14 protein-coding genes and 1 tRNA gene are annotated in these 18,050 nt (G+C 67.9%); 3 read left to right on the forward strand and 12 right to left on the reverse strand.

The annotated features are described in order from the left end of the window. Window positions 1–173: 173 nt before the first annotated feature. The 4 genes from H609_RS0106490 to H609_RS0106505 all read right to left on the reverse strand — a co-directional run bounded on the left by H609_RS0106490 (window position 174) and on the right by H609_RS0106505 (window position 5,041). Entirely contained in the window at window positions 174–830 is a 657-nt protein-coding gene (locus H609_RS0106490) for a hypothetical protein (protein WP_018876315.1), read from the reverse strand. 169 nt (window positions 831–999) lie between these two features. After that, on the reverse strand, window positions 1,000–2,481 hold the full coding sequence (locus H609_RS0106495) for a sigma-54-dependent Fis family transcriptional regulator (RefSeq protein WP_028484591.1): 1,482 nt from the start codon (window positions 2,479–2,481) through the stop codon (window positions 1,000–1,002). Window positions 2,482–2,626: 145 nt separating this feature from the next. Next, the gene (gene cydB, locus H609_RS0106500) at window positions 2,627–3,631 is read right to left on the reverse strand and encodes a cytochrome d ubiquinol oxidase subunit II (protein ID WP_018876313.1); all 1,005 of its coding nucleotides are present in this window, start codon (window positions 3,629–3,631) and stop codon (window positions 2,627–2,629) included. Between the two features lie 3 nt (window positions 3,632–3,634). Further along, window positions 3,635–5,041 carry a cytochrome ubiquinol oxidase subunit I gene (locus H609_RS0106505; protein WP_018866038.1) on the reverse strand — a complete coding sequence of 469 codons (1,407 nt, stop codon included), beginning with the start codon at window positions 5,039–5,041 and terminating at the stop codon, window positions 3,635–3,637. A gap of 368 nt (window positions 5,042–5,409) precedes the next feature. On the opposite strand from H609_RS0106505, the gene H609_RS0106510 reads away from it, so the two are divergent. From H609_RS0106510 to cydC, 3 genes are all read left to right on the forward strand, one after another. Further along, window positions 5,410–6,795 carry an NAD(P)/FAD-dependent oxidoreductase gene (locus tag H609_RS0106510; protein ID WP_028484592.1) on the forward strand — a complete coding sequence of 462 codons (1,386 nt, stop codon included), beginning with the start codon at window positions 5,410–5,412 and terminating at the stop codon, window positions 6,793–6,795. A gap of 102 nt (window positions 6,796–6,897) precedes the next feature. Then, window positions 6,898–8,517, forward strand: coding sequence for a thiol reductant ABC exporter subunit CydD (gene cydD / locus H609_RS0106515; RefSeq protein ID WP_018881080.1), 1,620 nt, complete (start codon window positions 6,898–6,900; stop codon window positions 8,515–8,517). Then, entirely contained in the window at window positions 8,510–10,183 is a 1,674-nt protein-coding gene (gene cydC / locus H609_RS0106520) for a thiol reductant ABC exporter subunit CydC (RefSeq protein WP_028484593.1), read from the forward strand. Before cydD ends, cydC begins: the two co-directional genes overlap by 8 nt. A gap of 421 nt (window positions 10,184–10,604) precedes the next feature. Here the strand turns inward: cydC and H609_RS0106525 are convergent. The 8 genes from H609_RS0106525 to H609_RS0106560 all read right to left on the reverse strand — a co-directional run bounded on the left by H609_RS0106525 (window position 10,605) and on the right by H609_RS0106560 (window position 17,981). After that, window positions 10,605–10,695 (reverse strand) — tRNA-Ser (locus H609_RS0106525). Window positions 10,696–10,788: 93 nt separating this feature from the next. Further along, complete coding sequence (gene csrA, locus H609_RS0106530; RefSeq protein WP_026279180.1) at window positions 10,789–11,046, reverse strand: carbon storage regulator CsrA; 258 nt, start codon at window positions 11,044–11,046, stop codon at window positions 10,789–10,791. A gap of 68 nt (window positions 11,047–11,114) precedes the next feature. Further along, window positions 11,115–12,359 (reverse strand): aspartate kinase, encoded by a 1,245-nt coding sequence (locus H609_RS0106535; protein ID WP_018866033.1) that lies wholly within the window; start codon window positions 12,357–12,359, stop codon window positions 11,115–11,117. 327 nt (window positions 12,360–12,686) lie between these two features. After that, window positions 12,687–15,296, reverse strand: coding sequence for an alanine--tRNA ligase (gene alaS / locus H609_RS0106540; protein WP_028484594.1), 2,610 nt, complete (start codon window positions 15,294–15,296; stop codon window positions 12,687–12,689). 187 nt (window positions 15,297–15,483) lie between these two features. Beyond that, the gene (locus H609_RS0106545) at window positions 15,484–15,972 is read right to left on the reverse strand and encodes a regulatory protein RecX (protein ID WP_028484595.1); all 489 of its coding nucleotides are present in this window, start codon (window positions 15,970–15,972) and stop codon (window positions 15,484–15,486) included. Next, on the reverse strand, window positions 15,947–16,993 hold the full coding sequence (recA, locus tag H609_RS0106550) for a recombinase RecA (RefSeq protein ID WP_028484596.1): 1,047 nt from the start codon (window positions 16,991–16,993) through the stop codon (window positions 15,947–15,949). The genes H609_RS0106545 and recA overlap by 26 nt, the downstream gene beginning before the upstream one ends. Before the next feature lie 144 nt (window positions 16,994–17,137). Further along, window positions 17,138–17,671: a CinA family protein gene (locus tag H609_RS0106555; RefSeq protein WP_018877670.1), complete on the reverse strand. Its 534-nt coding sequence runs from the start codon at window positions 17,669–17,671 to the stop codon at window positions 17,138–17,140. 7 nt (window positions 17,672–17,678) lie between these two features. Next, window positions 17,679–17,981, reverse strand: coding sequence for a PilZ domain-containing protein (locus H609_RS0106560; protein ID WP_018877671.1), 303 nt, complete (start codon window positions 17,979–17,981; stop codon window positions 17,679–17,681). Window positions 17,982–18,050 lie beyond the last annotated feature (69 nt).

Genomic DNA, 18,050 nt, shown 5'->3' on the forward strand with positions numbered 1-18,050 from the left:
ACTCCTTGCTTTGAAAGTTTGATCGGGTCGTTCATGGGGTCGTGCCTCCATGTACGTCTTACTTTATCTGTCGACCCGAATATAGTGAATTACTTATTTCTTAACGCAACGATAGTTTTTCACTAAAGCGGGCCAGGCAAGACGGCCCCTGCCCCAGCCCGCTGACCACGGGCCTACATGCGACGGAACAAGTCCACCAGGTCTTCACGCATGTCCTGACGACCCATCTCCTCGGTCGTGAAGCCGTCGCCATCGAAGTTCACGCCCAGCATCACCGCCTGACCCGCCTCCAGGTCGGGCTGGAGCGCCACCATGCGGAGCCCTTCCAGATAGTCAGCCACCGCTTCGTCGGCCTCCGCGACAGCCTGGACCTGCTTCTGCATCCACGAGGAGATGTGCAGCACCAGGGTGCCGTCCCACTCCGAGGCGGCGAGCTCCTGCAGGTAGGCGTGGGCCAGCGCCACGTTCTCATCGCGATCCAGCTCGCCCCCCAGCGCCAGGTAGGCCACGTCCTTGTCCGCGGTCACATGCACCGCGGCGGCGGCATCCTCGCCGGAGCGCAGCGTCGCGATCTGGAAGCCCGCCCGCGGATCGGCCGAGAGCATGGATGCGCCCAGGCCACCCGCCAGGGCACCACAGATGGGTGACGGATTATTGATCACGGCCATCGAACCGGCGCCCATCTGGTTGACGATGGCCTGCCCGACCCCGGCACTGGCCATGGAGCGGATGGTCTGTTGCTCGCCAAACGAAAGGGGCTCGGCAGCGGCCAGCATCGGGGTCGCCAGTAGGGCGGCGGACAGGGAGAGGGTCATTGCGGTCTTTTTCATCAGAGACTCCGGTCTTTAAGCTGTATTGGAATATCGTGTTTTACTGATGCTTATGGCGGTATCTCACCACTCCCGTCCCTTGTGACAGGCAGTGGCCGGACGTCCGACCGCCCACGCGGACGTCGTTTAAACCCGGGCGAGACGCGTTACCCGACCCGCCCGGGCACTTTCAGTCTTGCTCGTCGGCGTCGCCCTCCAGCTGGCTCAGACGGCGGTACAGGCTGCGCTCGCTGATCCCGAGGGTCCTTGCCAGCGCACGGCGGTCCCCGGGGTACACCGCAGCCGCGTGCCGCAGGTACTCGCGCTCGATCTCGTCCAGCGGGCGCAGTGACTGCGGGTGCAGCAACCCTTCCAGTCCGCCAGTCCTGGCCCCGACCGGGGACGGACCGCCTTGCCGCACGCGGTCCGGCAGGTGTTCCGGACGGATCGCCTCGCCGTCTGCCAGCAAGGCCGCGCGCTCGAGGATGTTGCGCAGCTCGCGCACATTGCCGGGGAAGGAATACTGCTCGAGAACTCTCAGCGTCTCGTCTTCCAGGCGCGGTGGCACGACCAGATCCAGGCGCTCGCCAAGGGCCTCCAGCAGCAACGGGATGTCCTCCACCCGCTCGCGCAGCGGGGGCACCTCGATCGGAAAGGTGTTGATGCGGTAGTAGAGGTCCTCGCGAAACTCGCCGGCACGCACCATGGACTCGAGGTCGCGGTGGGTCGCGCAGACCAGGCGGAAATCCGCCCGCCGCGACTCGACGCCTCCGACCCGGCGATAGGCATGGGTCTCCAGCAGCCGCAGCAGCTTGACCTGCTGGCTCAGCGGGATATCCCCCACCTCGTCCAGGAACAGGGTGCCCCCGGCTGACGCCTCGACCAGCCCGGCCTTGGCCGACGCGGCGCCGGTAAAGGCACCGCGCTCGTGGCCGAACAGCTCGCTTTCGAACAGGGTTTCGGTCAGCCCCGAACATTCCACGGGCACGAACGGCGACTTGTGCCGCGGACTCGCCTCGTGAATCGCGCGGGCGATGAGTTCCTTGCCCGTGCCGGACTCGCCAAGCAGGAGGGCCGACGCATTACTCGGCGCCACCCGGCTGATCATCCCCAGCATGGCATTGAAGGCCCTGGAGCGACCGACCAGCCCGCCGCTGCCCGCCTGTGGCGCAGACACCGGCAGGTGATGCAGGCGTTCGATCAGGTAACGGATCTCCCCGTCAGCATCCCGGATCGGCAGCAACTCGACGTCCACGTGCTCGCGCCCGGCCTCGGTGTGATGCACGTGCAGCACGCGTTCGCGGTGGCCACTGCCCAGCGCGGCCCGCAGGGGGCAGGACTCCCCCGCCTCGTCGCAGGGGCGGCGGAAGCCATGGGAGGCCTCGAAGCAGGTGCGACCGGAGCCATCGCGATCAGTCCCGTAGATGCGCTGGTAGGCGCCATTGGCCGCCAGGATCCGATAATCCGGGGACAGCAGGATGGCCGGTTCACGAAATACCTCCAGCACCTGGCGCAGGGTCCCCACGTGGGGGTCCAGGGGTGCCGTCTCCTTCTTCGGGATGCTGGTCACGTCGCCTCGCAACAAGGGGTCCTGGAAGGCGTATCCGACGCCGGAACCGACGCCGTCACGCTGTCCCATAGACACGTTCAGCCGAGCGATGTTCAACACCATGGCATCACCCCTTACTGGTGACCTGACGGCCCGCCATCCGGACCCTGCCCCGCTGCCGGCTCCCTGCAGCCGCGAGGATGGGTGTCCTGAATGGCGGACTCGCGCATTCCCGAACGGCCCTGTGGCACGCGCCGGACGCTCCCGCCTAGTGATACCCGGTCTCCGGGGTCACCTTTCCGCGGAAGACCCAGTAGGTCCAGGCGGTGTAGCCCAGGATGATCGGGATCACGAACAACGCCCCCACCAGAATGAACAGCTGCGCATCCGGCGAGGAGGCGGCATCCCAGAAGGTGTAGTCCGGCGGCACCACGTACGGCCACTTGCTCACCAGCAGTCCCAGGTAGGTGGTGATGAACAGGGCAATCGTGGCGACGAACGGGATCCCTTCATCTCGCCGGCGCACCGCGCGGATCAGGACCCAGGCGGAGAACAGCGCCAGCGCCGGGAGCACCCAGAGGTACTGCCAGGTCCCCATCCAGCGCTCCATCACCTTCGGGTCGATGAACGGGGTAATCAGGCTCACCGCGCCGAACACCAGCAGCACGACCGCCAGCATCCAGGGCGCCACCCGATAGGCAAAGGCCTGGGTATCACCCTCGGTCTTCACAATCAGCCAGGTCGCGCCCAGCAGGGCATAGCCCGCCAGCAGCCCGATGCCGGTGAGGACGGTGAACGGCGTCAGCCAGTCGAGCGGACCGCCGGCGAAGCTGAAGCCGTCCATCTCGAAGCCCTGGATATAGGCACCCACTACCGCGCCCTGGGCGAAGGCCGCCACCGCCGAGCCGACCGCGAAGGCGGCGTTCCACAGGCCCTTGGAGCGGTGCGCCTTGAAGCGGAACTCGAAGGCCACGCCGCGGAAGATCAGCCCCGCCAGCATCAGGAAGACCCCGATATAAAGCGCCGGCAGGAACACCGAGTACACCAGCGGGAAGGCGGCCAGCAGGCCCGCGCCGCCGAGGATCAGCCAGGTCTCGTTGCCGTCCCACACCGGGGCGACGGAGTTCATCATCACGTCGCGCGAGGTCTCCCCCGGGGCGAAGGGGAAGAGGATCCCCACCCCGAGGTCGAACCCGTCCATCAGCACGTAGGCGATCACGCCCACGGCAATGATGACGACCCAGATCAGCGTGATATCGATCGTGGTTTCCATCACTTAGCTCCTTGCACCGCTGACCGCGGCGTCATCGACGAAGGTGTCAGCGGCCGACAGCGGACGCTTGGCGTGCGCCGGCGCATGCACGGCATCGGCCGGTTCCGGGCCCTGACGCACGATGCGCACCAGGTAGTAGACGCCCCCGGTGAACACCGCCGCGTAGACCGCCACATAGCCGATCAGGGTGAACAGGGCCATGCCACCGGTCAGGGCCGGGGTAATGCCCTCGGCATGATTCATCACGCCGTAGACCAGCCAGGGCGCGCGCCCGGTCTCGGTCACGAACCAGCCCGCGACCACCGCCAGGAACGGCGCCGGGATCATCCAGGCCAGCCCCTTGAGGAACAGCGGCGAGGCATACATCCGGCGGCGGAAGCGCAGCCAGGCACCCGCCAGCGCGAACAGGATCATCACCATGCCAATCGCCACCATCACGCGGAACGACCAGAAGGTGATGCCCACCGGCGGACGTTCCTCGGCCGGAACCTCCAGCAGGCCAGGCACTTCCCCGTCCATCTCGTGGGTGAGGATGAAGCTCGCCATCTTCGGGATACCGATCTCGAAGTGATTGGTCTCGTTGGCCGAGTCCGGGATCGCGAACAAGAGCAGCGGCGCCCCGCGCTCGGTCTCCCACACGCCTTCCATCGCCGCCACCTTGGTCGGCTGATGCTCGAAGGTGTTGAGGCCGTGGATATCACCGACCACCAGCTGCGCCGGTGCCGCGAACAGCAGCACCCACATGGTGGTGCCCAGGGCCTTGCGGTTCATCACCACGTCGCGCTGGCGCAGCAGGTACCAGGCGGAGACCCCGGCGACCACGAAGCCGGCGGTAAGCAGAGAGGCCAGCCCCATGTGGAAGAAGCGCGGCCAGAAACTCGGGTTGAAGATCGCCGTGATCCAGGACGTGACATGGAACACCCCGTCCTGCAGCTCGAAGCCGACCGGTGTCTGCATCCAGCTGTTGGCCACCAGGATCCAGAACGACGAGATGAAGGTGCCCAGCGCGACCATCAGGGCCGAGAACAGGTGCACGCCCTGCGGCACCCGGTCACGCCCGAACAGCAGCACGCCCAGGAACGCCGCCTCCAGGAAGAATGCGGTGAGCACCTCGTAGGACAGCACCGGCCCGAGGAAATTGGCCGTGGCATAGGAGAACGCACTCCAGTTGGTTCCGAACTGGAACGACATCACCAGGCCGGAGACCACGCCCATACCGAAGACCACCGCGAAGATCTTGATCCAGAACTTCGAGATCTGGGTATAGATCGTGTCACCGGTCTTCCAGGCGCGAAATTCCAGAAACGCGATAAACGAAGCCAGCCCGATCGTGAACACCGGGAAGATCGCGTGAAACGAAACCACGAACGCGAACTGGATTCGCGAGAGTAGTATGGGGTCGAGCTCCATGGCCTTTCCTCCGTTATCAGGGGCACGCCGGGATGACGTATCGATGAACCCCTAACAAGTACCGTGCCAGAGTTCCGGTCCGGACCCCGGCGGCGCGCTGCAGGCGACTGGTCCGTGTCTTGGCGCCTGGCCAACGCCCGCCAACGCCGCCCCGGTTCTGCCATTTTTGGCAGCCGGGCTACAGGGGACTGCCATTTATGGCAGGCCGTCACCGCCAGCACGGGCGCCCAGGCCCCGACGGGGCGGTCTGCCGGTGTTGGCATGCAACTTGTAAGCATTCCGTCACACGAAGCGCCCGGCAGACGGCGCGACCCTCAGAACTGGCCCGCCCGGTCCCCGGAGCGGCAGACGGATACGCGGAGAGAGCCATGCATCAGCCCGAAGACCCGAAGCACCCCGAGATTGACCAGGCCCTGGCCCGGCAGGCCCGGGAGACCTTGCGAGGACTGTCCCGGCGCGATTTCCTGAAGATCGCCGGTGCCGCCGGCCTGGTGTCGGCGACTGGCGTGCAGGCCGCCCCGGCCCGCGCGGCGGTCTCCAGCCAGGCGCGCATCGTGGTGCTCGGTGGCGGGGCCGCCGGCATGACCATGGCCGCCCGCCTGCGCGACCTGCTTGACGGCGCACGCATCACCATCGTCGAGCCCAGCGAGATCCATCATTACCAGCCCGGCTGGACCCTGGTGGCCGCGGGCGTTTATTCCGTGGGCGAGGTCCAGCGCCGCAATGAACGCTATATCCCGCGCGGCGTCGACTGGGTGCGCTCCGCGGTGGCGGCCATCGATCCCGAATCGCAACGGGTCGAGACGACCGACGGCGACCGGCTGGACTACGACTTCCTGGTGGTCGCCACCGGGCTGCACCTGGACTTTGAAGCCATCGAAGGGTTGCGCCGCGAGGATATCGGGCGTCCCGGCCTGACCAGCCTGTATGCCAGCGCCGAGGCCGCGCGTGATGCCTACGAACAGATCCATGCGTTCGGCGAGAACGGCGGGGTCGCGCGTTTCACCATCCCCAATACACCGATCAAGTGTGCCGGTGCGCCGATCAAGGCGACCTTCATCGCCGATGACCTGTTGCGCTCGGCCGGCCAGCGTAACGGGGCCGATTTCCACTATCACACGGGATCGGACACCCTGTTCAGCGTGCAGCGCTTCGACCACCTGGTGCGCGACCTGTATGCCGAACGCGGCGTGAGCGTGAACGACGGCGGCGCCCTGGTGGCGGTGGATGTCGCCGCCCGCCAGGCCCAGTTCGAGACCCGCGACGGCGGGCGCGAGACCGTTGACTACGACTATCTTCACGTGACCCCGCCGATGCGCGCGCACGACTTTGTTCGCGACGCCGGGCTGGCGGTGGAGGACGGTCCCCTGGCGGCCGGAGGCTGGCTGGCGGTGGATGACCGCACGCTGCAGCATACGGATTACCCGAACATCTTCGGCGCCGGCGACGTGGTCGCGACCGCGATCGGCAAGACCGCCTCCACCGTGCGCTCGCATGGCGCGGTGATGCCGGACAACCTGGTGGACGTGATCCAGGATCGCGAACCGTCGCGGCAGTTCGACGGCTACACCTCCTGCCCGCTGATCACCGAAGTGGGCAAGGCCGCGCTGGTGGAATTCGATTACACCCTGCAGGAGGTGCCGACCTTCAGCTTCCTCGACCAGGGGGAACCCAGCTGGATGTGGTGGCGCCTGAAGGTGCATATGATTAAGCCGCTGTACTTCAACATGCTGCGCGGGCGCTACCTGCGCTAGTCAATGCCGCAACCGGGCGAAACAGGCGCCCCGCCGCCGGACCACCGTGCCGCGCCGGGGCCATGGCTGCGCGCACGGCAACGGCCACACCGCCACTGGCTGGTGCTCAGTGCCGCCAGCACGCTGGTGGCCACGCTGGCGACCATTGCGCTGGCGGGGCTCGTGGCCTGGGCGGTGCACGGCACGCTGTTCGCCGCCGCCCCCCCGTACCTGCCGGGCATCCTGCTGGGCGGCCTCGCCTTGCTCGGTCTGCGCTATGCCGCCCAGGCCCTGCGCGACCTGGCGGGACACCGCCTCGCCTTTGCGGTCAAGCAGCAGCTACGCACCGATCTCCTGCAACAGGTCCGGCATGCCGGGCCCGCGCGCCTGGCCGGACAGACGACCGCGGGCGCCTGGGCGGAGCAGTTCCAGACGCGGGTGGATGACCTGACCGGCTACTATGCGCGTTACCTGCCGGCCCGCCAGGCGGTCATCCTGACGCCACTGGCCATTCTGGCCGCGGCCTTCTGGCTGGACTGGCTCGCCGCCCTGCTGTTGCTGCTCGCCGCCCCGCTGATTCCGGCGTTCATGGCGATCGTCGGCATGGGTGCGGAACAGATCCACCGGCGTCAGCAAGAGGAGGCCAACCGTCTGGCGGGGCACTTCCTCGACCGCATCCGCAGCCTGGACTGGCTGCGCCGGGCCCGCGCCATCACGGCCACCGAGATCGAGGTCGTCGAGCGCAGCCACCAGCAACGCCGCCTGACCATGCGCACCCTCCGGGTCGCATTCCTGTCCTCGGCGATCATGGAGTTCTTCAGCGCGGTCGCGATCGGCATGGTCGCGATCTACATCGGCTTCGCCCTGTTCGGCGCCATCGACTATGGCCCGGCCGGGGACATCACCCTGTTCACCGGGTTGTTCATCCTGCTGCTGGCGCCGGAGTATTTCCTGCCCCTGCGCCAGTTCGCCCAGAGCTACCATGACCGCGCCGGTGCGCTGGCCGCCGCCGAGAGCCTCGCTCCCGCGCTTGCTTCGCCCAACGGGGCCGAGGCTTCAGCCGCGGTCACCGAGGTCACCGGCGGGGACGAGACCGACCCCTTGCTGAAACTCGAGGATGTGATGGTGCACTACCCGGGTCAGCGCACACCGGTCCTCAAGCATCTCGACCTCGAGATTCAAGCGGGGGCGCATCTCGCACTGACCGGCCCCAGTGGCAGCGGAAAATCCACCCTTCTGGCGGTATGTGCCGGCTTTCTGCCCCCCACCGAGGGCCGCATTCAACGCCATGCCCGGGCCCGCCATTTCGCCTGGATCGACCAGGATGCCCATCTGTTCCACGGTAGCCTGCGCGAAAACCTGCAGCTGGCCCGCCACGCAATGATCCCCGATGCAGAGATGGCCACGGCACTGGAACAGGCCGGGTTACCCCTCGACGCGCCCGAGCTCCCCGACGGCCTGGACACCGCCATCGGCGAGGCCCGGCACGGCCTCTCCGGCGGCCAGGCCCAGCGGGTCGCCGTCGCGCGCGCACTGCTCTCCGGGCACCGCCTCTGGCTGCTCGACGAACCGACCAGCGCGCTCGACGTGAAGACCGAAGAGGCACTCCTGGACACGCTGTTCCGGCTGGCCGACACCCGTGGCCTGACGCTGGTGATCGCGAGCCATCATGCCGCCATCCACCGGCGCTGCCCGCAACAGCTGGAGCTGGCGCCGGTCACGCCGGAGACACCCCATGCGTGACGAAACCCGCGCCAACCTCGCCTTTCTGCACCGCGTCTTCCGCCGGCGCCGCGTCTGGTACTGGGGCGCCTGGGGCCTGCTGGCATTGACCTGGATCGCCGGGATCGCCCTGCTGGCGCTGTCCGGCTGGTTTATCACCGCGACCGCGCTGGCCGGCGCCGGACTTCTGGCCACCCTGGACCTCTACGTACCGTCCGGTGGCATCCGTACCGCCGCGATCAGCCGCACCTTGGCACGCTATTTCGAGCGTCTGGTCAGTCACGAGGCGGTGCTGCGCAGCCTGGCCGATCTGCGCGGCCACAGCTTCCGCGGGCTCGCCGCACTGCCCATGGCACGCGTTCGCGCCTACCGCAGTGGCGACCTGCAGACCCGCCTGACCAGCGACATCGACACCCTCGATGGGATGCCCCTGCGGGTGGTCGGACCGATGGTCGCCGCAGCCATCAGCCTCGTGGTCACGCTGGTCATCGCCATCTGGCTGGCGCCCTGGCCCGCCGCGGCCGTGCTCGCCGTCTCCGGTCTTGCAACACTTGCCGTCTCCGCGCTGCTTGCACTGGCCGGGCAGCGCCGCAGCCACGCGCTGGTGCAGGCCCGGGCGCGCGAACGCATCGGGCTGTTCGACTACATTGGCGGCCTGGCCGAGCTTCTGGCCTACGACCGCGCGCGCGGACACGAGGCCTCGCTGCGCCGCGAGAACGCGACCTACGCGCGCCAGCAACGCGCCCAGGAGACATTTGGCGTCGGGTCCGAACAGGCCGTGCAGGCCGTGGTCGGCGCATCCGCGCTGCTGATGCTGGTCCTCGCCCTGGGCTGGTACCGCGACGGGACCCTGAGCGCGCCTGTGGCGGTACTGCTGCCGCTGATGACCCTGGGATTGGGCGAGGTCCTCGGCAGCCTGCCCGGGGCGTGGTGGCGTGCCGGCGAGAGCCTGAAGGCCGCCGGGCGCGTGCAACATCTCGATGCAATCGGGCAGGCCCCGGCAGGGGCCGCACGCCCGGCCCCTGCCGGCCACGCCCCCGTGCTGCAGGCCCACGGCCTGACCATCGGCTTTCACCGCGAACGCCCGCTGCTCGGCCCCCTGGACCTCGCCCCCGCGCGCGGCCGTCCGCTGGTGATCAGCGGGACCAGCGGGCGCGGCAAGAGCACGCTGCTGGACACCCTCGCCGGCGAACTGCCGCCCCTGACCGGGCGCATCGCGCTTGGCGGCGACGATCTCGATCGAATCTCGGCCGACACCCGGTACCGCCATCTCAGCTACCTGCCTCAGGGGCTGCAACTGCCGGACACCACCCTCCGCGACATCCTGGAGCCGCGTCACACGCCTCTCAGCGATGCGGCCCTGTGGGAGGCTCTGGAGCAGGTGGATCTGGCGAACGCCGTGCGTGGCACGGAAGAAGGTCTGGACTACCGCATCGGCGAAGCTGGCTCGTACCTCTCCGGCGGCCAGCGGCGCCGGCTCGCCCTGGCGGCGATCCTCCTTCAGGACCGTCCCGTCGTCCTGCTCGATGAACCCTTCGCCGGCCTCGACCCGAGGACCCTCGAGCGCGTCCTGTCCCGCATCGGCCCGTGGCTGAACCAGCGCCAGTGCCTGCTCGTGACCCACGCCCCGGAATCCCTGCCGCGCGACTGGCCCCGCCTCGATCTCGGCCGCCCCGCCCCCTCCTGAACCCGGACCGAAGGGATACCCCCGCAGTCGAAATGCGAACAGCGCCGCGCGGACCTCGTCGCCGGGGAATATAGAGAGTAAGGGGGTGACGGCCGGCTCCGCCGCCCGCCCTCCGGCGTGCTGGCGCCGCAGGGCGCCAATGGTCGAACCATCGTTCTCATATCTCGGGTTCGAATCCCGGAAACCTCGGGGGCCAGACGTGCAAAAGGGGCCACTTGGGCCCCTTCACAGGATTTGGCGGAGAGTGAGGATTACGCCCGGCTGCGCCGGTCGCCCTTCGGGCCGCCTTCGCTGCGCTGCGGCGTTCCGGTGTCGCTGCGCGCCACCGGTCGAACCATCGTTCTCATATCTCGGGTTCGAATCCCGGAACCCTCGGGGGCCAGACGTGCGAAAGGGGCCACTTGGGCCCCTTTGCGGTATTTGGCGGAGAGTGAGGGATTCGAACCCTCGATGGGCTTTTGACCCATACTCCCTTAGCAGGGGAGCGCCTTCGACCGCTCGGCCAACTCTCCGGAAACGCGGCACAGGATACGTTCTTGGGCGGCCAAATGAAAGGCCCGCAGGCGGTGATCCGCCTCCGGGCCCTGACATTGCCTGCCGAGGGTTCAGTCGTCGCGTGCGCCTGCGGCCACACCCCCGGCCCCGGTACTACCACCGCCACCGGAGTTCTCCCCGCCGCCGTCACCGCCGGCGACGTTCGATTCGCGCTGGATGCGCTGAAAGATCTCCTCGCGATGGACCGCGACGTCCTGGGGCGCGTTGATGCCGATGCGGACCTGATTGCCCTTGACCCCCAGGACGGTGACGGACACATCCTCGCCGATCATGAGGGTCTCGCCCACACGTCGAGTCAAAATGAGCATGCTCTTCTCCGCAGTGCCTGTGTCGGACGGAGTCGGTCGTCCGGTAACCGTTTTACGGTCTGTCATCCTTAACCGTCCTCCTGTTGACCGGCTGGGTCGTGTTCGAGTTCAAATGCATCGTGCAATGCACGTACCGCAAGTTCGAGATACTTCTCATCCACCACCACGGAGATCTTGATTTCCGAGGTGGAGATCATCCGGATGTTGATGGTTTCGCGCGACAGGGCCTCGAACATCTTGCTGGCGATGCCGGCGTGCGAGCGCATGCCGACGCCCACCACGGAGATCTTGACGATGTGGGTGTCGCCGGCGACCTCGCGGGCGTTGAGGTCCCTGGCCGCCGCCTGCAGGATCTCGAGGGCCTTGTCGTAGTCGTTGCGATGAACCGTAAAGGTGAAGTCGGTGGTCTGATCCGCGCCCACGTTCTGCACGATCATGTCCACCTCGATATTGGCCTCCGCGATCGGGCCGAGGATGCGATGCGCGACCCCCGGCTGATCGGGGACGCCCTGAATCGTCAGCTGGGCCTCGTTCTGATTGAACGCGATACCCGCAACCAGCGCCTGTTCCACCTGCGCATCCTCCTCCGTGGTAATCAGGGTCCCCGGTCCTTCCTCGAACGAGGACAGCACTCGTAACGGGACGTTGTACTTGCCGGCGAATTCCACCGCCCGGATCTGCAGCACCTTGGAACCGAGGCTTGCCATCTCCAGCATCTCCTCGAAGGTGATGCTGTGCAACCGGCGGGCATTCGGGACCAGGCGCGGATCGGTGGTGTAGACGCCGTCGACATCCGTGTAGATGCGGCACTCGTCGGCCTTGAGCGCCGCGGCCAGCGCGACTGCGGTGGTATCCGAGCCCCCCCGGCCCAGGGTGGTGATCGCACCGTGTTCGTCCACGCCCTGGAAACCGGCCACGACCACCACGCGCCCGGCGTCCAAGTCGCCCCGCACGCGGGCATCGTCGATGCTGCGGATGCGCGCCTTGTTATGCGCGCTGTCGGTGCGGATGGTCACCTGCGCGCCGGTGTAGGAGCGCGCGTCGCAGCCGCGCGCCTCCAGCGCCATCGCCAGCAGCGCGATGGTGACCTGCTCGCCGGTGGACAGCAGCACGTCCAGCTCGCGGCCATCCGCCCGCGGGTTCAGCGCGTGGGCGAGCCCCAGCAGACGATCGGTCTCGCCGCTCATCGCGGAGACCACGATCACCAGCTGGTGCCCTTCCTCGCGCAGTTTCAGGGCGCGTTCCGCGACCGCCTGGATGCGTTCGGGCGAGCCCACCGAGGTGCCGCCAAATTTGAGTACCAGCAACGCCATTTGAAGATTCCGTTCCGTGCCCGGCCCTTGCGGCCGTCCGGACAGGGCGCACCCCATCCATTAGCGTTTACTTAAAAGGCCACCATTAGACAACAAAATATCCGTCGTTGCGAGGCCCGTCAGCGGCGGCGCTATCCCAAGGAGATCGCCGCGGCGCTGCGCGCCTCGCGATGAAAAGACCACCGTCGTTGCGAGGCCCCGTCAGGGGCCGCGGCAACCGCCGTCCGAAACCACCGGAACCACCCGCCTTCCAGCGCCGGGGCAACCCCTGGAGATCGCCGCGGCGCTGCGCGCCTCGCGATGACGGCTGCGCAGACTCGTGGCCGATCAGGCGCGTTCGCGTACCCAGTCGGCGACCGAGGCCAGCGCGGCCTCCAGCTTGTCCGGGCTCTGGCCACCGGCCATCGCCATGTCCGGGCGGCCGCCGCCCTTGCCGTCGACCTGCGCGGCGACGTGACCCACCAGATCGCCGGCCTTGAAGCGGTCGGTCTCGGCCTTGGTCACGCCGGCCACCAGGCTGACCTTGCCCTCGTCGGTGGCGGTGCCCAGTACCACCACGCCCTGCCCCAGCTTCTGTTTGAGCTGGTCGACCATGTCACGCAGGGCCTTGGGCTCCACGCCCTCGACCTTCGCGGCCAGCACCTGAACCCCGCCGACCTCCTGCGCCTGCGAGGCCAGGTCACTGCCGGCCTGGCTGGCCAGTTTGCCCTTGAGCTGATCGATCTGCTTTTCGAGTTCGCGCGAGCGCTCCTGCAGCTGGGCGACCTTGTCGGCCGCCTCGCTGCGCCCGGCGCGCAGGCGGTCGGCGATCGCATCCAGATACCCGAGCTGCTCGTCCACCCAGCGCAGGGCGACCTCGCCGGCCACCGCCTCGATGCGCCGGATGCCGGCGGCCACCCCGCCCTCGGAGGTGATGCGGAACAGGCCGATATCGCCGGTGCGGTCCACGTGCGTGCCCCCGCACAGCTCCACGGAGGTCCCGATCTTCAGCACCCGGACCTGATCGCCGTACTTCTCGCCGAACAGCGCGACCGCGCCCGACTCCATCGCCGACTCGATGTCCATCACGCGGGTATCGGTGGCCTCGTTGGCCAGGATCTCGGCGTTGACCTGGGCTTCGATGGAGCGGATCTGCTCGTCGGTCAGCGGCTCCATGTGGGTGAAGTCGAAACGCAGGCGCTCGGCATCGACCAGCGAGCCCTTCTGCTGTACGTGATCGCCCAGCTGGTCGCGCAGGGCCTTGTGCAGCAGGTGGGTCGCCGAGTGATGGCGACGGATGTTCTCGCGGCGCGGGCCTTCCACCGAGGCCTGCAGCGCCTGACCGACCTCCAGCGTGCCGGCGCGTACCTGGCCGACATGGATATGCGCCGCGCCCTGCTTGCGCGTATCGCCGACCTGGAAACGCACGCCGGAACCGCTGAGCGTGCCGACATCGCCCACCTGGCCACCGGACTCGCCGTAGAACGGCGTGCGGTCCAGCACCACCAGGCCCTCGGCGCCAACCTCGAGTCGCTCGACCGGCTCGCCGTTCTGGTACAGCGCGACCACGCGGCCCTCGTCGTCGACGGTCTCGTAGCCCGAGAATGTGGTCTCGAGATCGACCTGCGGCAGGCCGCCGTCGTCCATGGAGAAGTGGCTGGCGGCGCGGGCCCGGGCACGCTGACCGGCCATCGCGGACTCGAAGCCCGCCATGTCCAGCTCCAGGCCACGCTCGCGGGCGATATCGCCGGTCAGGTCCACCGGGAAGCCGTAGGTGTCATACAGCAGGAAGATGGTCTCGCCCGGGATCACCTGGCCTTCGAGATCACGCAGGTCGTCCTCGAGGATCTTCATGCCCTTGTCGAGCGTCTCCAGGAACTTGCGCTCTTCCTTCTCCAGCACCTTCTCGACCTGGGCCTGCGCCTCGGCCAGCTCCGGGAAGGCCTCGCCCATCGCGCGCACCAGGTCGCCGACCATCTGATAGAGGAAGGCGTCCTGCGCGCCCACCTTGAAGCCATGGCGCGCGGCGCGACGGATGATGCGGCGCAGCACGTAGCCACGGCCCTCGTTGGACGGCAGCACGCCGTCGGTAATCAGGAAGGCGATGGAACGGATGTGGTCGGCAATCACGCGCAGCGAGGCGGAATCGCTTTCCTTCGCCCCGGTCACACGTGCGGCGGCCGCGATCAGGTCCTGGAACAGGTCGATCTCGTAATTGGAGTGCACGCCCTGCAGTACGGCGGCCAGGCGCTCCAGGCCCATGCCGGTATCCACCGACGGGCGCGGCAGCGGGTTCAGCGTGCCGTCCGCGTCACGGTCGTACTGCATGAACACCAGATTCCAGATCTCGATGTAGCGATCGCCGTCCTCGTCCGGGGAACCGGGCGGGCCGCCCTCCACCTCCGGACCGTGGTCATAGAAGACCTCGGTACAGGGGCCGCAGGGGCCGGTGTCGCCCATCTGCCAGAAGTTGTCGGAACCGCCATCGGGGTCGTCGCCGATGCGGATGATGCGCTCGGCCGGCACCTGGATCTCGTTCGCCCAGACGCTGTAGGCGTCGTCGTCGGTCTCGTAGACCGTGACCCACAGCTTCTCCGGCGGCAGGCCAATGGACTCGGTCAGGAACTGCCAGGCGTAGTGGATCGCGTCGCGCTTGAAGTAGTCGCCGAAGCTGAAGTTGCCCAGCATCTCGAAGAACGTGTGGTGGCGCGCGGTATAGCCGACGTTCTCGAGGTCGTTGTGCTTGCCGCCCGCGCGCACGCAGCGCTGCGTGGACACCGCCCGGGTATACGGACGCTTCTCGCGCCCGAGGAACACATCCTTGAACTGCACCATGCCCGCGTTGGTAAACAGCAACGTGGGGTCATTGCCCGGTACCAGCGGGCTGGACGGCACGATCGTATGGCCATGCCCTTCAAAGAATTCGAGGAAACTCCGGCGAATGTCGGCGCTTTTCATGCGGTTCCGGTGAGCGTTGGGGTCAAACCCGGAATGCTATCACGCAAGCGCCCCAGCCGCGTATTGCCGGGCCCGCCTTCGGGCCATGCTTCCGGTGCTCGGGAAGTGCATTGTGGGAGCGGCCTTGGCCGCGAAAACGCCAACATAACCATCGGCGGGAGCATTCGCGGGCAAGCCCGCTCCCACATCAGTCCCTGGATGATGCGTCTTTCCAGGCGGCGAGGGCCTGGTGGGCAACGCCACTGGGGAAGCCGCGGCCGGCCAGGTGGCGGAGCATGCGGGCCTCGTCTTCGCGGGTATCGGGGCGGTGGCGGAAGTGGCGTTCGAGCTGGCCGCGGGCCTGATCGGTCCAGTCGACCTCCAGGGCCTCGAGGGCGGCATTGACGGTATCGCTGCCGATGCCGTTGTGGGCGAGCTCGGCGCGGATGCGCTGCTCGCCGTAGCCCTGCTCGGTGCGGTGGCGGGCGATAAAATCCGCGTAGCGGGTGTCGCTCAGGTAGTCGAGCTCGCGCGCGCGTTCGAGTGCGGCGTCCACCGCGTCGCGCTCGAACCCGCGCTCGGCCAGCTTGCGCGCAAGCTCCAGCGCGGAGTGCTCGCGCCGCACCAGCAGCCGGAGCCCGGCCTCCAGTGCGGCGTCCGGGTCGGCCGGGTCAGCCTTGCTCCTCGACCGGGGCATCGACCGGCTCGTCCTCCGCCGCGGCCTTGTTGCGCTTCGGCAGCAGGCGTTCGCGCAGGGTCTTTTCGACTTCCTCGGCGATCTGCGGGTTGTCCTTCAGGTACTGGCGGGCGTTCTCCTTGCCCTGGCCGATACGCTCGCCGTTGTAGCTGTACCAGGCACCCGCCTTGTCGATCAGGCCTTCCTTCACGCCCATCTCGATGATCTCGCCGACCCGCGAGATACCCTCGCCATAGAGGATCTCGAAGTAGGCCTCCTTGAACGGGGGCGCCATCTTGTTCTTCACGACCTTTACGCGGGTCTCGTTGCCGATCACCTCGTCGCCCTTCTTGATCGCGCCGATGCGGCGGATATCCATGCGCACGGAGGAATAGAACTTGAGCGCGTTGCCGCCGGTTGTGGTCTCGGGGCTGCCGAACATCACGCCGATCTTCATGCGGATCTGGTTGATGAAGATCACCAGCGTGTTGGAACGCTTGATGTTGGCGGTCAGCTTGCGCAGGGCCTGGGACATCAGCCGCGCCTGCAGGCCGACGTGGGAGTCGCCCATCTCGCCCTCGATCTCGGCCTTGGGCGTGAGCGCCGCCACGGAGTCGACGATCACCACGTCCACCGCGCCGGAGCGCACCAGCATGTCGGCGATCTCCAGGGCCTGCTCCCCGGTATCCGGCTGCGAGACCAGCAGGTCATCGACGTTCACGCCCAGCTTCTCGGCGTAGGTCGGGTCCAGCGCATGCTCGGCATCCACGAACGCGGCGGTACCGCCCACCTTCTGCGCCTCGGCCACCACCTGCAGGGTCAGGGTCGTCTTGCCCGAGGACTCCGGCCCGTAGATCTCGACCACGCGCCCGCGCGGCACGCCGCCGATGCCCAGCGCGATGTCCAACGCCAGGGAGCCCGTGGAGATCGCGGGGACGTCGACCGCCTGCTGATCGCCCATGCGCATCACGGCGCCCTTGCCGAATTGGCGTTCGATCTGCCCCAGTGCGGCGGTCAGGGCCTTCTTGCGATTCTCGTCCACGGTTTGCCTCCCGATACTTGCAGCGATGATTTCCGACCCGTTGCGGGCCGGATACGGGGCCGCAGTATCCCACAGGGCGGGGAACGACCCAACCCGGGATCCTGCGCGGATCAATGCCGGGCACGAAACCCGCCCCGAGCGGCGTCAGGCCGCCTCGTGGGCGAGCAGTTCGCTCAGGGCGTGGAGCATTGACTGCAGACGAACGGCGTGGCGTTCGCCGGGGAAATGGCGGGTCGCGACGCGCACCTCCTGGCCGCGCGTCTGCCAGCCGAAGCAGACCGTACCGACCGGCTTGTCCGCGGTCCCGCCACCGGGCCCGGCGATCCCGGTGACCGAGAGCGCATGATCCGCATCGCAGCGGGCCAGTGCGCCCTCGACCATCGCGCGGGCCACGGCCTCGCTGACCGCGCCGTGTTCCGCGATCAATTCGGCCGGGACCCCGACCATCGCCGTCTTGGCCGCGTTGGAGTACGCCACCCAGCCGCATTCGAACCATTGCGAGCTGCCCGGAACATCGGTCATCGCCTGGGCGATGCCGCCACCGGTGCAGGATTCCACGGTGCATAGACGCTCGCCCCGTGCCATCAGGCGCTCGCCCAGGTCGTACACCAGCGCGGAGAGGCCGGGGGCGTCGGTTTCCCCCGAAGTCAGGATCGTGCTGCTGGATGCGGCGGTCATGGCGCGATCATCCCTCCGTATCGAAGGCGACCGCAACCCGCCAGCCGCCGCCATCGGCTGGATCGACGGCGTCGCAGCGCACCACGCGGCCGTGGCGTTCCAGCCCCGCCAGGCGGCCATCGGGACTTGGCACCACCACGCTGACATCGACCCCCGGGTCGGTCTCGCGCTGGACCACGAACGCACAGCCCGTCGCCGACAGGTCCTCCAGCCGCACCGCGACCGACTCGCCGCTGGAGCGCCAGGTCATGCGCGCCTCGCCCTGCACCTGCATCCGCCGGTGATTGCGCCGATCCTCTTCCCCGATCATGTTCGCCCCTCCCTGACGTGGCGTCCGCCGCACGGCCTCGAGTGTGGCACAACATGCCAGGCCAGACCC

This window comes from Thioalkalivibrio sp. ALE17, assembly GCF_000425605.1.
Taxonomy (GTDB): Bacteria; Pseudomonadota; Gammaproteobacteria; order Ectothiorhodospirales; family Ectothiorhodospiraceae; genus Thioalkalivibrio.

Excerpts from the sequence above, each read along its gene's own strand:
- H609_RS0106535 (WP_018866033.1), bottom strand. The coding sequence starts at position 12,359 with ATGGCGTTGCTGGTACTCAAATTTGGCGGCACCTCGGTGGGCTCGCCC.
- H609_RS0106555 (WP_018877670.1), bottom strand. The coding sequence starts at position 17,671 with ATGACCGCCGCATCCAGCAGCACGATCCTGACTTCGGGGGAAACCGAC.
- H609_RS0106545 (WP_028484595.1), bottom strand. The coding sequence starts at position 15,972 with ATGCCCCGGTCGAGGAGCAAGGCTGACCCGGCCGACCCGGACGCCGCA.
- cydB (WP_018876313.1), bottom strand. The coding sequence starts at position 3,631 with ATGGAAACCACGATCGATATCACGCTGATCTGGGTCGTCATCATTGCC.
- H609_RS0106560 (WP_018877671.1), bottom strand. The coding sequence starts at position 17,981 with ATGATCGGGGAAGAGGATCGGCGCAATCACCGGCGGATGCAGGTGCAG.
- cydC (WP_028484593.1), top strand. The coding sequence starts at position 8,510 with ATGCGTGACGAAACCCGCGCCAACCTCGCCTTTCTGCACCGCGTCTTC.
- H609_RS0106495 (WP_028484591.1), bottom strand. The coding sequence starts at position 2,481 with ATGGTGTTGAACATCGCTCGGCTGAACGTGTCTATGGGACAGCGTGAC.
- alaS (WP_028484594.1), bottom strand. The coding sequence starts at position 15,296 with ATGAAAAGCGCCGACATTCGCCGGAGTTTCCTCGAATTCTTTGAAGGG.
- H609_RS0106510 (WP_028484592.1), top strand. The coding sequence starts at position 5,410 with ATGCATCAGCCCGAAGACCCGAAGCACCCCGAGATTGACCAGGCCCTG.
- H609_RS0106490 (WP_018876315.1), bottom strand. The coding sequence starts at position 830 with ATGAAAAAGACCGCAATGACCCTCTCCCTGTCCGCCGCCCTACTGGCG.
- H609_RS0106505 (WP_018866038.1), bottom strand. The coding sequence starts at position 5,041 with ATGGAGCTCGACCCCATACTACTCTCGCGAATCCAGTTCGCGTTCGTG.
- csrA (WP_026279180.1), bottom strand. The coding sequence starts at position 11,046 with ATGCTCATTTTGACTCGACGTGTGGGCGAGACCCTCATGATCGGCGAG.